Source organism: Ensifer sp. ENS03 (assembly GCF_014852035.1).
In the GTDB taxonomy this organism is placed as follows: domain Bacteria; phylum Pseudomonadota; class Alphaproteobacteria; order Rhizobiales; family Rhizobiaceae; genus Ensifer; species Ensifer adhaerens.
Genome location: NZ_JACVAV010000001.1, coordinates 510,092 through 528,578 on the forward strand (window position 1 = coordinate 510,092; position 18,487 = coordinate 528,578).

17 protein-coding genes are annotated in these 18,487 nt (G+C 63.3%); 9 read left to right on the forward strand and 8 right to left on the reverse strand.

The features are described from left to right. Nucleotide 1: 1 nt before the first annotated feature. The 4 genes from IB263_RS02540 to IB263_RS02555 form a co-directional block, all read right to left on the reverse strand. Complete coding sequence (locus tag IB263_RS02540; protein ID WP_034797068.1) at nt 2–826, reverse strand: ABC transporter permease; 825 nt, start codon at nt 824–826, stop codon at nt 2–4. Then, nucleotides 823–1,548, reverse strand: a complete 726-nt coding sequence (locus tag IB263_RS02545) for an ABC transporter permease (RefSeq protein ID WP_113079611.1) — start codon at nt 1,546–1,548, stop codon at nt 823–825. Before IB263_RS02545 ends, IB263_RS02540 begins: the two co-directional genes overlap by 4 nt. Nucleotides 1,549–1,652: 104 nt before the next feature. Beyond that, the gene (locus IB263_RS02550) at nt 1,653–2,435 is read right to left on the reverse strand and encodes a transporter substrate-binding domain-containing protein (protein WP_034797062.1); all 783 of its coding nucleotides are present in this window, start codon (nt 2,433–2,435) and stop codon (nt 1,653–1,655) included. Between the two features lie 36 nt (nt 2,436–2,471). Continuing rightward, nucleotides 2,472–3,245 (reverse strand): ABC transporter ATP-binding protein, encoded by a 774-nt coding sequence (locus IB263_RS02555; protein WP_034797059.1) that lies wholly within the window; start codon nt 3,243–3,245, stop codon nt 2,472–2,474. A 285-nt stretch (nt 3,246–3,530) separates the two neighbouring features. On the opposite strand from IB263_RS02555, the gene IB263_RS02560 reads away from it, so the two are divergent. From IB263_RS02560 to IB263_RS02595, 8 genes are all read left to right on the forward strand, one after another. Continuing rightward, nucleotides 3,531–4,154 (forward strand): TetR/AcrR family transcriptional regulator, encoded by a 624-nt coding sequence (locus IB263_RS02560; protein ID WP_060607082.1) that lies wholly within the window; start codon nt 3,531–3,533, stop codon nt 4,152–4,154. A gap of 17 nt (nt 4,155–4,171) precedes the next feature. Further along, nucleotides 4,172–5,362: a pyridoxal phosphate-dependent aminotransferase gene (locus IB263_RS02565; protein ID WP_192437522.1), complete on the forward strand. Its 1,191-nt coding sequence runs from the start codon at nt 4,172–4,174 to the stop codon at nt 5,360–5,362. After that, the gene (locus tag IB263_RS02570) at nt 5,359–6,966 is read left to right on the forward strand and encodes a 5-guanidino-2-oxopentanoate decarboxylase (RefSeq protein WP_192437524.1); all 1,608 of its coding nucleotides are present in this window, start codon (nt 5,359–5,361) and stop codon (nt 6,964–6,966) included. Before IB263_RS02565 ends, IB263_RS02570 begins: the two co-directional genes overlap by 4 nt. Nucleotides 6,967–7,131: 165 nt before the next feature. Continuing rightward, nucleotides 7,132–7,539 carry a hypothetical protein gene (locus IB263_RS34020; RefSeq protein WP_034797046.1) on the forward strand — a complete coding sequence of 136 codons (408 nt, stop codon included), beginning with the start codon at nt 7,132–7,134 and terminating at the stop codon, nt 7,537–7,539. Nucleotides 7,540–7,650: 111 nt separating this feature from the next. Further along, on the forward strand, nt 7,651–10,191 hold the full coding sequence (secD, locus tag IB263_RS02580; protein WP_034797042.1) for a protein translocase subunit SecD: 2,541 nt from the start codon (nt 7,651–7,653) through the stop codon (nt 10,189–10,191). A 513-nt stretch (nt 10,192–10,704) separates the two neighbouring features. Then, complete coding sequence (locus IB263_RS02585) at nt 10,705–10,917, forward strand: hypothetical protein (protein ID WP_034797039.1); 213 nt, start codon at nt 10,705–10,707, stop codon at nt 10,915–10,917. 233 nt (nt 10,918–11,150) lie between these two features. Continuing rightward, a complete protein-coding gene (locus IB263_RS02590) occupies nt 11,151–11,603 on the forward strand; it encodes an Rrf2 family transcriptional regulator (RefSeq protein ID WP_034797035.1) in 453 nt (150 codons plus the stop codon). Between the two features lie 144 nt (nt 11,604–11,747). Continuing rightward, the gene (locus IB263_RS02595; protein WP_034797034.1) at nt 11,748–12,758 is read left to right on the forward strand and encodes an SIS domain-containing protein; all 1,011 of its coding nucleotides are present in this window, start codon (nt 11,748–11,750) and stop codon (nt 12,756–12,758) included. 36 nt (nt 12,759–12,794) lie between these two features. Here IB263_RS02595 and IB263_RS02600 read toward each other — a convergent pair whose 3' ends face one another. After that, entirely contained in the window at nt 12,795–13,319 is a 525-nt protein-coding gene (locus IB263_RS02600) for an Lrp/AsnC family transcriptional regulator (protein ID WP_192437526.1), read from the reverse strand. Nucleotides 13,320–13,367: 48 nt separating this feature from the next. Here IB263_RS02600 and IB263_RS02605 point away from each other — a divergent pair, with 48 nt between their 5' ends. After that, nucleotides 13,368–14,555 (forward strand): MFS transporter, encoded by a 1,188-nt coding sequence (locus IB263_RS02605; RefSeq protein ID WP_060607073.1) that lies wholly within the window; start codon nt 13,368–13,370, stop codon nt 14,553–14,555. Between the two features lie 21 nt (nt 14,556–14,576). On the opposite strand, the gene IB263_RS02610 is transcribed toward IB263_RS02605, so the two are convergent. The 3 genes from IB263_RS02610 to IB263_RS02620 form a co-directional block, all read right to left on the reverse strand. Then, complete coding sequence (locus tag IB263_RS02610) at nt 14,577–15,905, reverse strand: capsule biosynthesis protein (RefSeq protein WP_192437529.1); 1,329 nt, start codon at nt 15,903–15,905, stop codon at nt 14,577–14,579. A gap of 13 nt (nt 15,906–15,918) precedes the next feature. Continuing rightward, nucleotides 15,919–17,511: an LTA synthase family protein gene (locus IB263_RS02615; RefSeq protein ID WP_034797021.1), complete on the reverse strand. Its 1,593-nt coding sequence runs from the start codon at nt 17,509–17,511 to the stop codon at nt 15,919–15,921. 97 nt (nt 17,512–17,608) lie between these two features. Then, nucleotides 17,609–18,448 (reverse strand): SDR family oxidoreductase, encoded by an 840-nt coding sequence (locus IB263_RS02620; protein WP_192437531.1) that lies wholly within the window; start codon nt 18,446–18,448, stop codon nt 17,609–17,611. Between the last annotated feature and the right edge of the window lie 39 nt (nt 18,449–18,487).

Consider the following 18,487-nt stretch of genomic DNA (forward strand, 5'->3'; position numbering starts at 1 on the left):
GTCAGGCACCGCGGGTTGGGATGCGATTTTCGAAGGTGCGGAAGGCCACCACTAGAATTCCGGTGAGGCACATGTAGATGAGTGCGAGCAGCAACAGCGGCTCGTAGGTGAGGAAGGTTTCCTGCCGCACCTTGGAGATGACCGCATAGACGTCGACGACAGTCACGGTCGCGACAAGTGGCGTCGATTTCAGCTGCAGCACCGTTTCGCCGTTGAGCGTTGGCAGAGCCCGATGGATGGCGCGCGGCAGCCAGATGCGGCGGAACATCGTCCAGCGGCCCATGCCATAGGCCTTCGCCGCCTCAAGCTCGCCGTTCGGAACGCCGGCAAAAGCGCCGCGCATGACCTCGCCCTCGTAGGCCGCAAACGAAATGGTCAACGCCGCCACGCCATAGGGCCACGCTTCGCGCAGGTAAGGCCAGAGGAAGGATTGGCGGATCGCCGGAAATTGCGGGAACAGCGAGCCGAGACCGTAATAGAGCAGCCAGAGCTGCAACAGCAGCGGCGTGCCGCGGATCACGGTACAAAACACCTTGGCCGGCAGTTTCAGGAACCAGGGGCCGGTGACCTGCACGAGGCCGATCGGCACCGCCAGCAGGAAGCCGAGGATGGCGGTGCTGAACAGCATCATCAGGCTGACGAGGATGCCCCAGCCAAGCCGTGGCAGGTAGCGCGGCAGCCAGTCCCAGCGCATGAAGACGGCGACGGCGACGACGAAGGCGGCAAAGACCAGCATCATGAGGATGCGGTGCGGCAGGAAGAAGCTCTTCGCCGTCGGCAGGTCTTCGGGCGTAAACGCAACGGCGTGGGTGGTTTCGTCGGTCATCGGCTCTCCGCAAAACCGCGTCGGGCATGGCGTTCGAGCATGCCGATGAAGACGTTGGAGATGAGCGTCAGCGCCAGGTAGAGCGCGCCAGCCGCCAGGAAGAACAGGAGATAGGCCTTGGTCGTGCCGGCCGCCTGGCGGGTGACCAGAGTCAACTCGCTGAAGCCGACGACGGCGAGAAGGGCCGTGTCCTTGGTGGCGATCAACCAGAGATTGGAGAGGCCGGGAATGGCATAGGGCAACATCGCCGGCAGGGTGATGCGGCGCAGAACCATGGCCGGCGACATGCCATAGGCGCGCGCCGCCTCGATCTGCCCGGCGGGCACCGCCTTGATCGCGCCGCGCAACACTTCGGTCGAATAGGCGCCCTGGACGACGCCGATGACGAAGATGCCGGCCATCAGGCCGCTGATGTCGACCGGGCCAACCGAAAACAACGCCAGAACCTGATTGAGCAGGTCGGTGCCGGCATAATAGAGCAAGAGGATCAGCACCAACTCGGGCACTGCACGCACGACCGTGGTGTAGCTTTCGAGCAGATCGCGCAGAACCGGGCCGCCATAGAGCTTGCCGAATGCACCGCCGATGCCGAGCGCCAGGCCGAGCGTGAAGCCGCCGACGGCGATCTGGATGGAATTGAAAAAGCCTTGCAGCAATACGCCGCCCCAGCCGGGTGCTGAAAGCGAGAGCAGGCCCCAATTGATGAGGGAATCCGCAGCCATGCGTCGTCGAGCTCCGATGGCGCCGGCCGGCGATCGCTACAGCGCTGCGGTCTTTGTCAGACGCGACAAGCGCTGCGGCAGTTCGATCGCCGGCCGATCGCGCCTTATCCGCCGTAGATGTCGAAGTCGAAGTACTTCTTCGAGAACGTATCGTAGGTGCCGTTGTCGCGGATCGCCTTGATGGCGGCGTTGATCTTGTCCTTGAGCTCGGTTTCGCCCTTGCGCAGGCCGACGCCGACACCCGGGCCGATCACGGCGACGTCTTCGGCAACGTCGCCCTTGTATTCACAGCATTCCTTGCCCTGGTCGGTCGCCAGAAACGCCTTGAGCGCGATGGCATCCGCCTGCACCGCATCGAGGCGGCCGGCGGCGAGGTCGTTGTTGGCCTCGTCCTGCGTCTGATATTCCTTGACCTCGACGCCCGCCGGCGCGAAGTGCTTTGCGGCATAGGCCTGGTGGACCGTCGAGACCTGGACGCCGAGCGTCTTGCCCTTCAGCCCTTCCGGCGAGGAGTTCATCTCGACGCCCTTGGTGCCGATGATGCCGGTCGGAGTGTTGTAGTACTTGTCGGAGAAATCGATGGTCTTCAGGCGCTCGTCGGTGATCGACATCGAACTGATGATCATGTCGATCTTCTTCGACGTCAGTGCCGGAATGATGCCGTCCCAGGCAACCGGCGTCAGCACGCATTCGAGCTTGGCCTCGGCGCACATTGCGTTCATGAACTCGACTTCCCAGCCTTCCCATTTGCCGCTGGCGTCAGGCGCTGTGAACGGCGGATAGGGCTCCGCTGCGACGCCGACCTTCAGCGCTTCCGCCGACGCCGCGACGCCGCCGCTCACGGCGATCGCCGCCGCAACGGCCAGGACTTTCAATGCCTTCTTCATGCTGTTCCCCTTTTTGGTTGTTTAGCATTCAGGAATTCAGTGAATGGAACTGATGAACTTCTTGAGCCTTTCCGATTTCGGTGCGCCGAAGATCGCCTCAGGCGGGCCCTGTTCTTCGATCACGCCGTTGTGGAGGAAGACGATGTGGTTGGCGACGTCGCGCGCAAACTTCATCTCGTGGGTGACGAGGATCATCGTGCGCTTTTCGCGCGCGAGGTCCCCGATGACAGTGAGAACTTCGCCGACGAGTTCGGGATCGAGTGCCGAGGTCGGCTCGTCGAAGAGCATGACGAGCGGCTGGATGGCAAGCGCCCGGGCGATCGCGGCGCGTTGCTGCTGGCCGCCGGAAAGGAAGGCCGGGTAGGCGTCGCGTTTCTCGTAGAGGCCGACGCGTTTCAGCAGGGTTTCGGCGGTGGCGACCGCTTCCGCCTTCGGCTTGCCGAGCACATGGATCGGCGCTTCGATGACGTTTTCAAGGATGGTCATGTGCTGCCAGAGATTGAAGCTCTGGAACACCATGCCGAGTTGGCTGCGGATGCGCTGGACCTGTTTGCGGTCCTCCGGCACCAGGCCGCCGCGACCGTCGGATTTCATCCGGATCTTTTCGCCATGCACGCTGACGCTACCGGCGGAGGGGAGTTCGAGGAGGTTGATGCAGCGAAGGAAAGTGGATTTGCCGGAACCGCTGCCGCCGATGATGGCGATCACGTCGCCCTGCTTCGCTGTGAGCGAAACTCCCTTCAGCACTTCCAATGGCCCGAAACGCTTGTGCAGGTCAGTGACCGCGATTGCCTGGGCCGCATCCGTCATCGGCGCGCCGCTCCCATGGCTCTGCGAGCTTTTGCTGTCAGCATCGAAACAGTTCCCCTGTCGTCTTCCGTGCGGCATCTTTGGCCTGTCACGGGTTTTTGTTGGCCGGCATGGTTGCACTTGTGCCGCTATTGTTCAAGCGTATAATAATAGACGTCGTCGATTTTTTGACGCCCGCCGATCGTTCGATTTCCCGAAGGAGCCGCCCATGCTGCCGTTCTGGCCGAAGCCTTTGCCGACCGCGCCTGAACAGCATTTTGGGCCGGTTCGAGAGCAGAGTGCCGCATGAACAGACGCAGTTTTCACCGCGCGCCGGAAGGCGAGCGCCGCCAGGAATTGATCGAAGCGACGCTCGACTGCATCTCGGAATTCGGGCTGAAGGGCGCAACCGTTCGGCAGATCGCAATCCGCGCCGGCGTGACCGCCGGGCTGGTGCGCCACTACTTCGAATCGAAGGACCAGATGGTTGCCGAGGCCTATCGCGCCGTCATCGCCTCGCTCACCGAAAAGGCGAGCAAGGTCGAGGGCGATCCGGAAACCCGGCTCCGGGATTTCATCGCCATCAACCTCACCGAGCCGGTGGCCGACAGCCGCAGCATCTCGCTCTGGGCGGCCTTCATCAGCCAGGTCCGGGTCGATCCGGTGCTGTCGGAGATCCACCGCGAAGGCTATCTTGCCTTTCGCAATTCGCTGCAGGAACTGCTCGCCGATTTTCTTGCGGCCAAAGGCAAGCCGGCCGACGCCGAAACCTGCCGGGCCTTCGCCATCGCCATCAACGGGTTGGTCGACGGCCTCTGGGTCGAGGGCTGCCTTGCCGGCGATCTCTTTCGCGAAGGCGAGCTCGTCGCCATCGCCGTGTCTTCGGTCGAAGCGCTGCTCGGCACTAAGTTCGGAACTGCAAAACAATGAAAACGGGAGAAAGCACCATGCGCTACGCGTCCATCACCGAACATCTTGCCGATCTTGGTTCGGGCAAATGGTCGCTGCATATCCGTGCCCGCCAATTGAAGGCGAGTGGTGCCGACATCATCGAACTGACGATCGGCGAACCGGATCTTCCGCCGGACCGCGCCCTGCTCGATGAATGCCAGCGCGCGATGAATGCGGGGCGTTACCGCTATTCCAACGGCCGCGGTGAACCGACGGTCGTGGCGGCCGTCGCGGAGAAATACCGTCGTCGCCGTGCCGATGTGACGAACGAGAACGTGCTCTGCTTCCCCGGCACGCAGACGGCGCTCTTCGCCGTGATTCTCGGGTTGGCGGAGGCCGGCGATGCCGTTCTCGTCGGCGATCCGCTCTATGCGACCTATGAAGGTGTGATCCGCTCGACCGGCGCGCATCCGGTGCTGGTGCCGCTGAAGCCGGAATTCGGCTTCCACATGCAGGCCGAAGATCTCGAAACGGCGATCACGCCGGAGAGCCGCGTGCTGCTGCTGAATACGCCACACAATCCGACCGGCGCCGTGCTGACGGCGGAAGAAATTGCCGCGATCGGCGAGGTCGCGCGCCGTCACGATCTCTGGATCGTCTGCGACGAGGTCTATGAGGAGCTGGTGTTCGACGCCGTCTTTGCCTCGCCCTTCGACAATTCGGATCTCGCCGAACGCACGATCGTCGTCTCGTCGATCTCCAAATCGCACGCCGCACCCGGCTTCCGCAGCGGCTGGGCGGTCGGCCCGGTCGAGTTCACCGAGCGGCTGCTGCCGGTCTCCGAAACGATGCTTTTCGGCACGCAGCCCTTCATCGCCGACATGACCGCCTATGCCCTGACGCATGACATCGATACGGCGCGCCGGATGCGCTTGTCCTATAAGTCGCGCGCCGCGCAGATCGTCGCCGGCCTTGCCGGGGCGCCCGGAATCGAGGTGTTCGCGCCGGAAGCCGGCATGTTCATCTTGATCGATGTTTCCGGAACCGGTCTCGACGGCGATGCGTTTGCCTGGGCGCTGCTTGAAGAAGAGGGGGTTGCCGTCATGCCCGGATCGTCCTTTGGCGATGAAGCACAGAACTATCTGCGCGTCAGCCTGACCGTGCCCGATGGTGCCATCGACGAGGCCTGCCGCCGCATCAAGGCCCTTGCCGAACGGGCTAGCCTGCGCAAGGAACGCCGCGCATGACCACGGAAAAAACGGTTGGAGAAGTCCTGGTCGACCTGCTCGAGGCCAATGGCGTCGAGGTGGTCTTCGGCATTCCCGGCGTGCACACGGTCGAGCTCTACCGGGGCCTCGCTGCATCGAAGATCCGCCACGTGACGCCACGGCATGAACAGGGCGCCGGCTTCATGGCCGACGGCTATGCCCGCGTCAGCGGCAAGCCGGGCGTTGCCCTCGTCATCACCGGGCCCGGCCTCACGAACACCATCACGGCGATGGCGCAGGCGCGCCAGGATTCGATCCCGATGCTGGTGATTTCAGGCGTCAATCGCCGCGATTCGCTCGGCCATGGGCGCGGCCTGCTGCACGAGCTGCCCGACCAGCACGGCATGATGAAGACGCTGGCGCTCTATTCGCACACGCTCCTCAATCCAGAAGACCTGCCTTTCGTCGTCGACCGCGCCTTCTCGGTGCTCGTCTCCGGTCGGCCGGGACCGGTGCATATCGAGATCCCGACCGACGTGATGTCGGCGAAGATCACGCCGCAGGCGCTGCGGCCGGCAACGGCCACCCGGCCGCGCTCCGACAGCGAGACGCTGCAGCGCGCGGCGATCCTCTGCGCCGACGCCTCGCGCCCGGTCATCATCTGCGGCGGCGGCGCGCTGACGGCGGAGGCGGAAGTTGCGGAGCTTGCCGAAAAGATCGGTGCGCCCGTCGTCACCACTGTCAATGCTCGCGGCATGTTCTCGGGCAGTCCCTTGAGGGTTCCTGCGAGCCCCAGCCTGAAGGCGGTGCGGTCGCTGCTAAAGGAGGCCGACCTGGTGCTGGCGCTCGGCACCGAAATGGGCCAGACCGACTACGACATGTATGCCGATGGCGGCTTTCCGGCCCTGCGCAACCTGATCCGCACCGACATCGATGCGGCGCAGCTCGCGCGCGGGCCGCATGCGGCGCTCTCCATCCTCTCCGGCGCCAAGGCGGCGACGGCGGGCATCCTCGCCTTGCTCCCCGGTCATGCTGCGAAGGATGGCGCGGGACGGGCCGAAACGGCGCGGAGGGCGGCGCTGAAGGAACTGACGCCGAAGATGCGGGCCGAGATCGGCATCATAGACACCATCTACAAGGCCCTGCCGGATTGCACCGTCGTCGGCGACTCGACCCAGGCCGTTTATGCCGGCAACCTCTACTGTGATGCACCGCGGCAGCGTAGCTGGTTCAATTCGGCGACCGGTTACGGTTCTCTGGGCTATGCGCCGCCAGCAGCCGTCGGTGCAGCCGTCGCCGATCCGTCTCGGCCGGTCGTCTGTCTCGTCGGCGACGGTGGCTTCCAGTTTTCGCTCGCTGAAATCGGGTCTGCCGTCGATGCGCAGGCGCAGGTCATCTTCCTCGTCTGGAACAATGACGGCTACCAGGAAATCGAAAGCTACATGGTCGATGCCGGCGTTACGCCGGAGGGCGTCAAGCCTTCGGCGCCGGACTTCCTGATGGCCGCGAAGGCCTATGGCGTCGAGGGACGGCGGCTTGCTTCCGTCGCCGATCTCTCACAGGCGCTCGCCGAGGCGGCGAAGCGCAAGGGACCGTCGCTTATCGAGATCCACGAGCGGCGAACGAGCGGCATCACGGCCTGAGCAACGACAACCACGAAACGGGCCGGATTTGACTTTTCCGGCCCGGAATGGTGTTAAAGGCGCCCATGCTCGATTCCGGCCACGTTCTCTAGGTAAGGTCGGGCATTCGGGCTCAATTTTCGTCTCGCTGGCGTGCAATCGCCAGGGAAAGGGACCGCGTCCTCGATGGACCGCATGGGTGGTGGCAGCAAGAACATACAGGCCGGCCGGCTTCTCGCTGTGCTGTGGCTGTTCTGCGCCTCCTTCGCAATGCAGGTCATCTCGGTCGGACAGAGCATCCCGTCCCGTTCGGCCTCCGGTGCCCAGGCCGGCAACGTCACCGACACCGGTTCGACTGACCGTCCCGCCGCCCGGCAACTCTCGCGGGCGACACCGCTTTCAGACCTTCGGTTTACGGCCGAGCGCAAGGACGCCAAGTCCGCGGCCGATGATGGCTTGCCGGCGCTCTTGCCGGCATCGCTCGAACTCGAACTTCCCCGTTCGTCGGACGGGCGGATTTTCCGCGAGTTCGCTGCGTATCTTGGCGGGGCCTCGAACCCTGGCCCCCATATTCGCGCGCCTCCCGGCGCCTGATCCACAACGCGGATTTTGGCTGGCTGGCGGCTTCGGCTGCAGCTCTGCCCTTTATGAAACAAGCCCTGACGACGCGCCCCGTGCCCGCGCAGGCTCTTCTGGAACCACAACATGCGTACATCGAAATGGGCGATTCTCGTCTATGTCGTCGTGATCATCTTCGGATGTATCGCGGCGCTTCCGAACGTGCTGACGCCGGCACAACGTGAACAATTTGCAGGCTGGCTGCCGGTCAAGCCGGTAACCCTCGGCCTCGACCTCAAGGGCGGCTCGCACCTCGTGCTCGAAGTCGATGCTGCCGGCCTTCGCAAAGCTCGGCTCGAAACCCTGCTTGACGATACGCGCCGGGCGCTCCGCGCCGAGCGCATCTCGGCCTCCTCGGCCCGCATCGCCGGCGATACCGTTACCGTGAAGATCGAAGATCCGGCCGACCGCGAAAAGGTTCTGCCGAAGCTGAAAGAGCTGGCGGCCCCTGTCGGCACGCTTGGTTTCGGCGGCGCGGCTTCCGATATCGAGGTGACCGAGAACGGCGACAGCATCAACATCGCGATGACAGAGGCCGGCCTTGCCGACCGCACCACCAAGGCCGTCGAACAGAGCCTCGAGATCATCCGCCAGCGCGTCGACACCGTCGGCGTTGCCGAGCCGCTGATCCAGCGTGTCGGTTCCGACCGCATTCTCGTCCAGCTTCCGGGCCTCGAGGATCCGACGGCACTGCGCCAGCTCTTGGGCTCGACCGCGCAGATGAGCTTCCACATGGTGGACCAGACCGTGGATCCCAACCAGCCGGCGCCGCGCGGCGTCGACATTCTGCCGGGCGCCCACGACAACAACAAATATGCGGTCGAAAGCCGCGTCGCGATTTCGGGCGAGCGCCTGGCCGATGCCAAGGCCGGCTTCGACCAGCGCACCAACGAACCGATCGTGTCCTTCACCTTCGACACGCTCGGTGCCCGCCAGTTCGCGGAAATCACCCAGGCTGCCGTCGGCCGGCCCTTCGCGATCGTTCTTGACGGCAAGGTCCTGACGGCTCCTGTTATCCGCGAGCCGATCATCGGCGGCAACGGCCAGATCAGCGGCAACTTCACCGCACAGGAAGCGACCGTTCTGTCGGCGCTGCTGCGCTCCGGCGCGCTTCCGGCACCGCTCACCGTTATCGAGGAACGCTCCGTCGGCCCGAACCTCGGTTCCGACTCGATCCGCATGGGCATCTACACCGGTCTTGCCGGCTTCGCGCTCGTCGTCACCCTCATGGTCGTGCTCTACGGCGCCTGGGGCATGATCGCCAATGTCGGCCTGGTGCTGCACACGATCCTGACCATCGCGCTTCTCGCCATGCTCGGCTCGACGCTGACCCTGCCCGGTATCGCCGGTATCATTCTCGGCATCGGTATGGCCGTGGACGCCAACATCCTGATCAACGCGCGCATCCGCGAAGAAACGGAAGCGGGCGCCGGTGCGATGAAGGCGCTCGATATCGGCTTTAACAAGGCCTACGCGACCATCATCGATAGTAACGTCACGACGCTTTCGGGCACCGTGCTCTTGTTCGCCTTCGGCTCCGGTCCGGTCAAGGGATTTGCCGTCACCATGATGCTCGGCATCATCATCTCGATGTTCACCTCGATCACCGTCGTGCGCCTGATGATGCGCGAGGTCGTCGTTCGCCGGAAGATGAAGAAGCTCGAGATCCCGTCGCTGTTCGGCAAGGTTCCGAAGCTTCCGTCCTTCTCCTTCATGAAGGGCCGCTTCGTCGCCATCGGCATGTCCGCCTTCCTGTCGGTCAGCTCCGTCGTGCTGTTCTTCACGCCGGGCCTCAACTACGGCATCGACTTCGTCGGCGGTATCCAGGTCGAGACCACCTCGAAGAACACCCTCGACCTTCCGACGCTTCGCCACAATCTCGAAGCGCTCAACATCGGCGAAGTGGCGCTGCAGGAATTCGGCCAGGACAAATCGGTCCTGATCCGCGTCCAGCGCCAGCCGGGCGGCGAGCAGGAACAGACGGCAGCGCTCAACCGCATCAAGGATGCCGTCGTCCAGACGATCCCGGATGCGAGCTTCGAGCGCACCGAAGTCGTCGGCCCGACCGTCAGCACCGAGCTTGCCCGTTCGGGCTTCCTCGCTGTCGGTCTCGCGATGGTGGCGATCCTGCTTTACATCTGGTTCCGCTTCGAATGGCACTTCGCCGTCGGCGCGATCGCGGTCCTCTTGCTCGACATCACCAAGACGATCGGCTTCTTTGCGTTGACAGGCATCGACTTCAACCTGACGGCCATCGCCGCGCTCCTGACGATGATCGGCTACTCGGTCAACGACAAGGTCGTGGTTTATGACCGCATGCGCGAGAACCTCAGGAAGTACAAGTCGATGCCGTTCTCGGATCTCATCGACATGAGCATCAACCAGGTGATCGCGCGATGCATCTTCACCTCGATGGCGACGGCCTTCTCGCTGGTGCCGATGGCGATCTGGGGCGGCGATGCCGTCAAGAGCTTCGCCTGGCCGATGATCTTCGGCGTGATCGTGGCAACGACCTCGTCGATCTATATCGGCGGCCCGATCCTGCTGTTCCTCAATCGCTGGTGGAAGGATCGCGAAGCATCCCGCGGTGGCACAACCACGCCGCAGGCGGGCACGCCTGCTGCCTGACATCCGGCACTGGAACACAAAACGTGAAGGGGCGGCCCGACGGGCCGCCCCTTTTTTGTCCGAATGTGCTGTCTTTATCCACCCGTGCCTTGCAGACTGATTCTTCGCTTCCTAAATAGCGTAGGTCTCCGGTTCCGGAACGGGTGGATGGATTTTGCGTACATCGCCCCTTGAATTTAAAGGGTGAAGAAATTTTTTCTGCGTCTTCATCTTTTTAATTGACGGAATTGGTAGATTATTCTAGTTTGCCACTACGTGAACGCGGGGAGTCCGCCTCACGGTTGTTCATCGAACGCTCCGGCATTGCTGATGCCGGGCCAGCCAAAGGAGTGTGACATGTCCGAAACCGTCTCGACCGCCGCCTTCTTCGGCACGCGTCTCCTTTGTCGCGCAACAGAGAAAAAATGGCTCATTCGCAATCTTTGCCGAATGTGACCTTCGAACCCCTCGAACTTTATCTTTTGCCGAAATTGAAAGTTTCCGCGCCGACAGCGTGGATGGAGCGTTATTTGTATGAGCAAGCAGGTTATCGAATTTGGCGGCGAAGCCGTCGGCGTTGTTGTCCCGGATGAAGATCGCTTCAAGTTCCTGGCGGTGAAGTATCACGTCTGGGACCTGGACGCGAAGCGCTTCGGCTCGGCCGATGAAGCGCGCGCCGCAATCCGGCAGCTGTTGGCCCACCAGGCCGTCCAGGCCAAGCGGCAGAACCACAGCGCCGCTGCCTGAAGCCGCACTTGAAGCGGATGAGAAAAGCCGGTTTCGGCTTTTCTCCCGCATCCACCGCGAAGACATCCGCAAATCTTGCCGCATCGGCCGCACGCGATTGCCCGCGACATCGGTCAATTCCCCACTATAATTATATGTTGGCAGTACGTTTCTTGTGCTATGCCAATATATATTTGCATTTGCGCGGATGATTCCCGTTTTCTGGGGTGCCGCCGCAGGGAAAGCGTGCCGGAATGCTGACGAAGAAGGGAAAGTACGGACTGAAGGCCTTGGTCGATCTTGCTCGGCTGGAGCCGGGGGAAACTGCCTTCATTACCGAGATCGCGCAGCGCAACAATATCCCGAAGAAGTTCCTGGACACGATCCTGCTTGAGCTGCGCAACGCCGGCATGCTGCGCTCGAAAAAGGGGCCCGGCGGCGGCTACTCGCTCTCGCGGCCCGCTTCGGAAATCCGTATCGGTCACGTGATCCGCACGCTGGACGGGCCGCTTGCGCCGATCCGCTGTGCGAGCCGCACGGCCTACGAGGTCTGCGAAGATTGTAACGATCCCGAGACCTGTCAGGTGCGGGTATCGATGACGACGGTCCGTGATGCCGTTGCCGCCATTCTTGATTCGATGACGCTCGAAGAATTCGCGGCCGACAAGTCGATGCCGCTGGAAATGGAAGAAAAGCGCGCCGGCTGACGAAAACGCCGCGGTTCACGCCAGTTTTCCCCCGAACTCTGCTTCCAAGACTTGGTTTGCCAAGAAAAAGCGCTTATCTGCCGTCAATGGTCTGGCGGGCAAATTCGTGCCTGTTGCTTAAGTCTTCGCAGAATTGGGGTCATCATGGGTTTGAGACATGCATCGGCGGATGACCGCACTGCACTTGCGGCTTTGGAGTCGATCGGCCGGACGCTGACGACCGCGATGGCCGGCATCAAGGCGCTGGCGGACCAATTTGGCGCTGACGAAGTTTTTGCGCGCAGCGTCGTCGAAGCCGTCGAACTGATCGGCGAAAGCCAGGGGCGCGTCGTCGTCTCCGGCGTCGGCAAGAGTGGCCATATCGGCCGCAAGATTGCAGCCACGCTGGCATCGACCGGAACATCCGCCTATTTCGTGCACCCGACCGAAGCGAGCCATGGCGACCTCGGCATGGTCACCTCGCAGGACGTGCTGATCCTGCTCTCCTGGTCGGGCGAGACGGCCGAGCTTGCAAACATGCTCACCTATGCCAAGCGCTTCAACGTGCCGATCGTCTCGATCTGCGCCAACCGCGACAGCGTGCTTGCCCGCAACTCCGAAGTGCCGATCGTCTTACCGAAGGTTCAGGAAGCCTGTCCGCACGGCCTCGCGCCGACGACCTCGGCCATGCTGCAACTCGCCATCGGCGACGCGCTCGCCATCGCGCTTTTGGAGCGGCGCGGCTTTTCGGCCGAGGATTTCAAGACCTTTCATCCGGGCGGCAAGCTCGGCGCGCAGTTGCGGCTTGTTCGCGAGCTGGCGCATGACGGCGCCCAGATGCCGCTTCTCAGCGTCGGACGCCCGATGAGCGAGGCGCTGATCGAGATGTCGTCCAAGGGTTTCGGTGTCGTCGGCATCATCGACGATGGCGGCAAGCTGGCCGGCGTGATCACCGACGGCGACCTGCGTCGTCACATGTCCGGCGACCTGCTGCTGCAACCGGTCGAGGCGGTGATGTCGCGCAATCCGCGCGTGATCCGCGGCGACGTGCTTGCAAGCGGCGCCATGGAATTCATGCAGCAGCATAAGGTGACCGTGCTCTTCGTCGTCGACGACGGCGGGGCGCCGGTCAGCATCCTGCATATTCATGATCTGCTGCGCGCTGGCGTCGTCTGAGACTGCCAAGGCGGCCCTCCGCCTGGCGAAAGCAGCCTACCCCTTCACCACGGCGGGCCAGTCGCTCGTCGTGCCCGGCTGCACCGTCCGTTCCAGATAGGTGGAAAGCACCACATAGCTGCGCGTCGCCTTGACGCCGGGCGTGTCGTAGAGCCGCGCCAGAAGCCCTTCGAGCGCATGCGTGCTTTCTGTGCGCACCTTGAGCAGCATGCAGGTGTCGCCGGCGACCGAGTGGATCTCTTCCACTTCAGGGCATTCCTCGATCGCAAGCAGCGCCTGCGTCTTGCCCCAGCCGGTCGTGTCGACATGGACGAAGGCAAGCAGCGTCTTTCCGACCGCGTCCGGATCGATGAGCGCCGACACGCGGCGGATCGCGCCCGAACGCCGGAGCCGCTTCACCCGTTCATGGGCCGCCGGCGGCGAAAGTCCGACGCGTTCGCCAAGCTCGGCATAGCTCGTGGTCGCGTCCTCGACGAGGACGCCTAATAGTTTTCGGTCCATCGCGTCGAGGTCGCGCTCCGGCGGACGCTTCCGCCGAACGTCATCTGTATTTTGGTCCATACCGAGAATTCCTCTTGTTGCTGAATTTCATTCTGCAAAAATGGAGGAATGACGAACATCAATCAACAAATTTCGCCAGATTCGATCGACAGGACCTCGATCGACAGGGCGCGCATCCCGCCCTTCGCCTATGTCCTGACCGTCTGCATCGGCGTCATCGGCTCCAACTCGCTGGCGCTCGGACCAATCGCGCCGGAGGTGGCGCGGAGCCTCGGCACGGATGTTCCATCGGTAATGGTCGCTTCGGCCGCCTTCGGACTGGGCACGGCCGTCAGCGCCATCTTCCTTGGCCGCTTCATCGACCGGTACGGCCCCCATCGCATTCTGGCTGCCGCGCTGTTGCTTCTGGCCGCCGGGCTCACCGGTAGCGCGCTTGCGCCCATGCTGGCGTTCCTGGTCGCCGCCCAACTCGTTGTCGGCGTCGCCACCGGCATTGCGCTTCCGTCGATCTACACGCTGGCCTCGGTCATCGCGCCGGCCGGACGGGAGAGCGAGACGATCGGCCTGGTGCTGACCGGCTGGACGCTCAGCATGGTGGCCGGCGTGCCGCTATCGGCAGCGATTGCTGACTTCGGAGGATGGCGCGCCGTTTACTTCGTCGTTGCCGTAGCCACGCTGGTTGCTTGCGCTGCCGTCAGGCTCGCGCCGGTGCGGGAAGGTCTGGCCGGCAAGACGACGTCGCCGCTCGCGGCGCTTGGCGTGCGTGGCGCCGGACCGCTGTTGATCGCCTGTGCCGCCTTCATGGCCGCCTTCTACGGCGTTTATGCCTATATCGGCGAACACCTGCACGCAGCGCTCGGGTTGCCCCTCAGCGCCAATGGCCTCGTGGCCGTTTCCTACGGCTTCGGCTTCGGTGCGGCGGCACTACTCGACCGGCTGATCGACCGCTTCGGCGCTGGCAGGTTGCTGCCTCTGATTTTTCTCGTCGTCGCCGGCGTCTATGCGGCGATGGCCGCCGTGAGTAGCTCCTACACGGCCATGCTGGTCGTCGTCTTTTTCTGGGGCCTTGCCAACCATTTTGGTCTCAACGTGCTGATCATGCGGCTGACGGGGCTCGATCCCACAAGGCGTGGCGCGATCATGGGGCTGAACAGCGGCGTCACTTATCTGTCGCTCTTTTTGGGAACGCTTGGTTTCGGCGTGGTTTATGGCGGGGCTGGTTTTTCCGCGCTGCCCTTGGCCGCGGCCGGCCTGATGCTGGTCGCCGCAATCGCCGCAGCGCTCGCGCCGCGCTAGGTCCCCGCGATGTGAAAACGGCTACCCTTGGCGGGAAGCGGAAGGCGCGCGTTTCGCAGGCCTTTGGCGCGGCGCGGGGTCAATAAAGGCGCCAGGTTCGTTGAGGCTGCTTTCGTTCAGCCGCCGGGCAATCGCTTCCGCGCCGGCATCGGTTCCGGCGCGGGAATAAAGGTTGCCGCGCACCTGGATCGACGCGGCAAGCAGGCGGAGCATTGCGACACTAAGTTCAGGCTCCGGCGCCTGGGGCGCCTGCCAGAAACCGTCGAGTGGCTGCTGGTCGGTCAGACCGGCAATATCGAAGACGGCAGTGCCGAGCACCTTGACCGGCCGCCCTTGCTTCAGGGCGTGCAATCCGGCCGTCGAATTCACCGTGACCATGCCGGCGCTCGCCTCGCCAAGCGTATCGAGATTTCCGCCGTCCAGGTAGAAGACGCGCCCGCTCAGGCCAAGCGCCGCTGCTCGCTGCTCGATGAAGCTGCGCCACGGGATCAGGTCGTTGTCGAGCGGATGCACCTTGAAGACCAGGCGTGCATTCGGCGCGGCAAAGGCGCCGAACGAGGTCAGGGCGTCAGCGATTGCATCCTTCTGGCTGTGGAAGGGCGAATGCGCCCTGAGCTGAAAGTCGGTTTCGAGCTGAAGCGGATAGACGAAGTAGGGGGCATCGTCTGAAAGGAGCTGCGCAACGGTCGCCACCGCTTCCGCGTTGCGCCGCTTCTCGGAGAGCAGCCGGCGCACCCAGCCCGCATATTCGGCGAGCGGATGGAAAATCCCGTGCCGGCGGTAGTGCGGAAACAGGAACCAGAAAAAGACGTTCGGCAGATTGTAGAGCAGATCGTAGCTCGCATCGGCGAGGAACGTCTGGCTGTAGCGCTTGCGCCAGTCCGGCTCCGGCAGGTTTGACGCTGCTGAAAGGATCTGACCGGCGTCGTTCGGAAAATGGGAGTTCGACGACATGCCGTTGCGCTCGAGCGTCAGCCAGTCCGGCCGCAGATAGCCCATTTCGATAATCGCGACACTGACGCCGGCGCGATGGGCGACGGCAGTCGCTGCCTGATGATAAGGCCGCTCTTCGCCAAGCAGCAGCATGTCGGTGACGCCGTGGGTGGCGATGAATGTCTCGAGATAGCCGGGCCAGGCGGCCGCCGTACCGCGATAGTTGAAGCCTCCCTTGCGGCGCCAGAAGATCTGGTCGCCGACGTTCAGGTTGATCCTGAGACAGCGGTGGCCAAGGGCTTCGAGCCGGTCGGCGATCTTGCGGAAGATCGGCGAGGAGGGGCCCTGCAGGAACAGGAAGACCCGCTGTCTCGGCCGTGCGGCCCCACCGGCCGATGTCGTCGAAGCGTTCTCCATCCGCAGACCGCCGCTAGCGCAGCGTATCCTTTCTCAGGTTCGCGTGGTTGAGAAGCGCCTCGATCAGGTTCCAGGCCTCGACGCTGCTCGGTTCGGCCGGCTTGTGGGACGACCGCTTTGCCTTGGCGAGCGGCACGATCAGATAGTCGGTGCGCGGATCCGGGAAGGGGTCGGCGAAGGATTTGAGCAGCGGTGCGTGATCGCCGTAGAAGACGAGCCAGACTGGACGGTCGAGCTTGTCGAGGTGTTCGCTCAATGTGTTGAGCGCCGCATCGGACTGCTCGAGGATGGCCAGATAGATGTCGACGGGATTGGTGAGGTCTCCGACGCGGCCCGGCTCCCATGGGCCGTGATTGGCCATGGATGCGACGAAGATGAAGCCGCTTTCGTCTTCGGGCAGCTTCTCGCTTGCGTCGATCACCTTCGCCGCGAGCTTCTCGTCGGAGACGTAGGGTCCGTCTCGCTCTGGGCGATGGTCGAAACCGTCGAGCATCGTCAGCTTTGAGAAGCCGAGCTGCGGCATCGCCTTGTGCCTGAGGAAGAAGGTCCGGTCATAAGGATGGATGAAGTGGGTATTCCAGCCGGCACGCTTCAACTTTCCGGGCCAGACGACGTCGGCATAGTGCGATGCGCGCAGATAGGGATAGCTGGCGTCGACATGAATATCGTCGGGCACCAGGCCGCTGATGACGGCGAATTCGGTGCGCAGCGTATAGCCGCCTTCGAACACGCTGCTGAGCCGGCCCCACTGAACCGCCTCGCGCCGCAGCCGGTCGAGCGTCGGCAGTTTCAGCGTATCGACGCCGAAGTGCCGCATGTCGATGAAGGATTCCGATTGCCAGACGACGATCAGCGGCGAGCCGTCGTCACCGATCAGATCCTGCACGGCGGCCCGGACGATCTTGGAGAGATCCGCGACGATCTTTTCGCGACGCACACCGAGCCAGATGATGAAACGGAAGACGACCGAGCCGAAGGTACCGAAGCGCACCGTGTTCATCTTGACGTCGAGAACCTTGAGCAGCCGCTGTACCAGCGCGGCCGTCGGGCGGTTCACCGGGCCGTAGAAGAGCAGGAGCCAGGGACCATAGGCGATGCCGAGCATCACGAGGATCCAGAAGGCTTTGCCCCGGTCCGGCAGAATCGCCGGCTCGAAATACATGTAGAGGCCGGAAACGCCAAAGACGTAGAGGAAGGCGACGGTCCAGAAGACGACGTTCAGCGAGCTCGCATAGAAGATCGTCTTGTACTTGAACACGTCGACGACCAGCGCGATGTCGGAAAAGATCAGCGGTTCACGGATGAACTTGAACTTGGCGCGGGAAATGCCGGTGAAGATGATGAAGAAGCTCATCGTGCCCGCCGCCGCATAGAGCGGACGCCAGGATCCGGCGAAGAAACCGGCAAAGACCAGAGCGATGACAGGCAGGCGGGCAAGCACGTCGATCACGTCCTGCGTGCGTCCGAAAGGCGAAGGATTGGCGCGCCGCTCCCGCTTCGGCAGGGCGAAACGGTCGGTGAAGAAGATCACCGCGCAGGACAGCAGATAACAACTAAGCGTCAGTGTTATCGGGTAGTCGTGCAGCTGAAAGGGAAGCAACGCCAAGCGGAAACCTTCATGTCTTCATGCCGGCCGATGCCGCTTTATGCGGCACAGCGTCCGCCCGACACTTAGATCTTATCGATGCTAGGTACAAGCACCGTCAGGTCCGGTGCTCGGACACTCCACGATTATGCGTCGCCGTGTTGCCGCACCGCACAATCGCCCGGTCGAACCACCAGTTGAGCAGGGGACGAACGGCGGGAGCGAAGCGTCCAAGTAGAAACAATGTCGTGCCGAAATAGACTTCGAACCGGCCGCGGTCGGTTCCCTTGACGATCCGCTTGGCCACCGCTTCGGCCGGCCAGGGCCGGACCGTGCCCATGATCATGGCGGCTTCCGGCGGGCGAGCCGCCAGCTCGCGCTGAAACTGCGGCGTTTCCGTATCCGGCGGAAAACAGACGGAGACACTGACGCCGTGCGGACGGGCTTCTGAACGCAGCGCCTGGGCGAAGCCGTGCACGGCGAACTTGGAGGCGCAATAGGCCGAATAGCCATAGATGCCGAGTAGCCCTGCGCCGGACGAGATCATCATGATCCGGCCCCGACGGCGCCGCTTCATGCTGTCATAGACCGCCCGGACAGCATGCACCGTGCCGGAGAAGTTGGTGTCCATCTGCTGCCGGAACGAGGCGCTGTCGAGCTCCTCGAACCGGCCGGGTTCGACGATGCCGGCCGATGCTACCAGGATGTCGCAGGGGCCGAAGGCCTGTTCGCACCGACGGATAGCCGCTTCGACATCGTTTTCCACCGCGACGTCGGCGGCCTCGATCCGGATGCTGTCGGCGTTCGCCCCACTGGATGCGATAAGTTTTGCCTGCGCGGCTTCCAGGAGGCCAAGGGAGCGGGCAATCAGCGAGAGGCGCGCCCCGCGCGCCGCGTAGATCGATGCGACCGCAAATCCGATACCGCTCGAGCCACCGGTAATGATCACATGCGCCATGCTGGTATTCCGCTCCAGAGTTCGGGAGAGTGCGAAGCG

What these genes read in the sequence shown, in the direction of transcription:
- IB263_RS02540 (WP_034797068.1), bottom strand. Translation starts at nt 826, where the DNA reads ATGACCGACGAAACCACCCACGCCGTTGCGTTTACGCCCGAAGACCTG.
- IB263_RS02545 (WP_113079611.1), bottom strand. Translation starts at nt 1,548, where the DNA reads ATGGCTGCGGATTCCCTCATCAATTGGGGCCTGCTCTCGCTTTCAGCA.
- IB263_RS02550 (WP_034797062.1), bottom strand. Translation starts at nt 2,435, where the DNA reads ATGAAGAAGGCATTGAAAGTCCTGGCCGTTGCGGCGGCGATCGCCGTG.
- IB263_RS02555 (WP_034797059.1), bottom strand. Translation starts at nt 3,245, where the DNA reads ATGACGGATGCGGCCCAGGCAATCGCGGTCACTGACCTGCACAAGCGT.
- IB263_RS02560 (WP_060607082.1), top strand. Translation starts at nt 3,531, where the DNA reads ATGAACAGACGCAGTTTTCACCGCGCGCCGGAAGGCGAGCGCCGCCAG.
- IB263_RS02565 (WP_192437522.1), top strand. Translation starts at nt 4,172, where the DNA reads ATGCGCTACGCGTCCATCACCGAACATCTTGCCGATCTTGGTTCGGGC.
- IB263_RS02570 (WP_192437524.1), top strand. Translation starts at nt 5,359, where the DNA reads ATGACCACGGAAAAAACGGTTGGAGAAGTCCTGGTCGACCTGCTCGAG.
- IB263_RS34020 (WP_034797046.1), top strand. Translation starts at nt 7,132, where the DNA reads ATGGACCGCATGGGTGGTGGCAGCAAGAACATACAGGCCGGCCGGCTT.
- secD (WP_034797042.1), top strand. Translation starts at nt 7,651, where the DNA reads ATGCGTACATCGAAATGGGCGATTCTCGTCTATGTCGTCGTGATCATC.
- IB263_RS02585 (WP_034797039.1), top strand. Translation starts at nt 10,705, where the DNA reads ATGAGCAAGCAGGTTATCGAATTTGGCGGCGAAGCCGTCGGCGTTGTT.
- IB263_RS02590 (WP_034797035.1), top strand. Translation starts at nt 11,151, where the DNA reads ATGCTGACGAAGAAGGGAAAGTACGGACTGAAGGCCTTGGTCGATCTT.
- IB263_RS02595 (WP_034797034.1), top strand. Translation starts at nt 11,748, where the DNA reads ATGGGTTTGAGACATGCATCGGCGGATGACCGCACTGCACTTGCGGCT.
- IB263_RS02600 (WP_192437526.1), bottom strand. Translation starts at nt 13,319, where the DNA reads ATGGACCAAAATACAGATGACGTTCGGCGGAAGCGTCCGCCGGAGCGC.
- IB263_RS02605 (WP_060607073.1), top strand. Translation starts at nt 13,368, where the DNA reads ATGACGAACATCAATCAACAAATTTCGCCAGATTCGATCGACAGGACC.
- IB263_RS02610 (WP_192437529.1), bottom strand. Translation starts at nt 15,905, where the DNA reads ATGGAGAACGCTTCGACGACATCGGCCGGTGGGGCCGCACGGCCGAGA.
- IB263_RS02620 (WP_192437531.1), bottom strand. Translation starts at nt 18,448, where the DNA reads ATGGCGCATGTGATCATTACCGGTGGCTCGAGCGGTATCGGATTTGCG.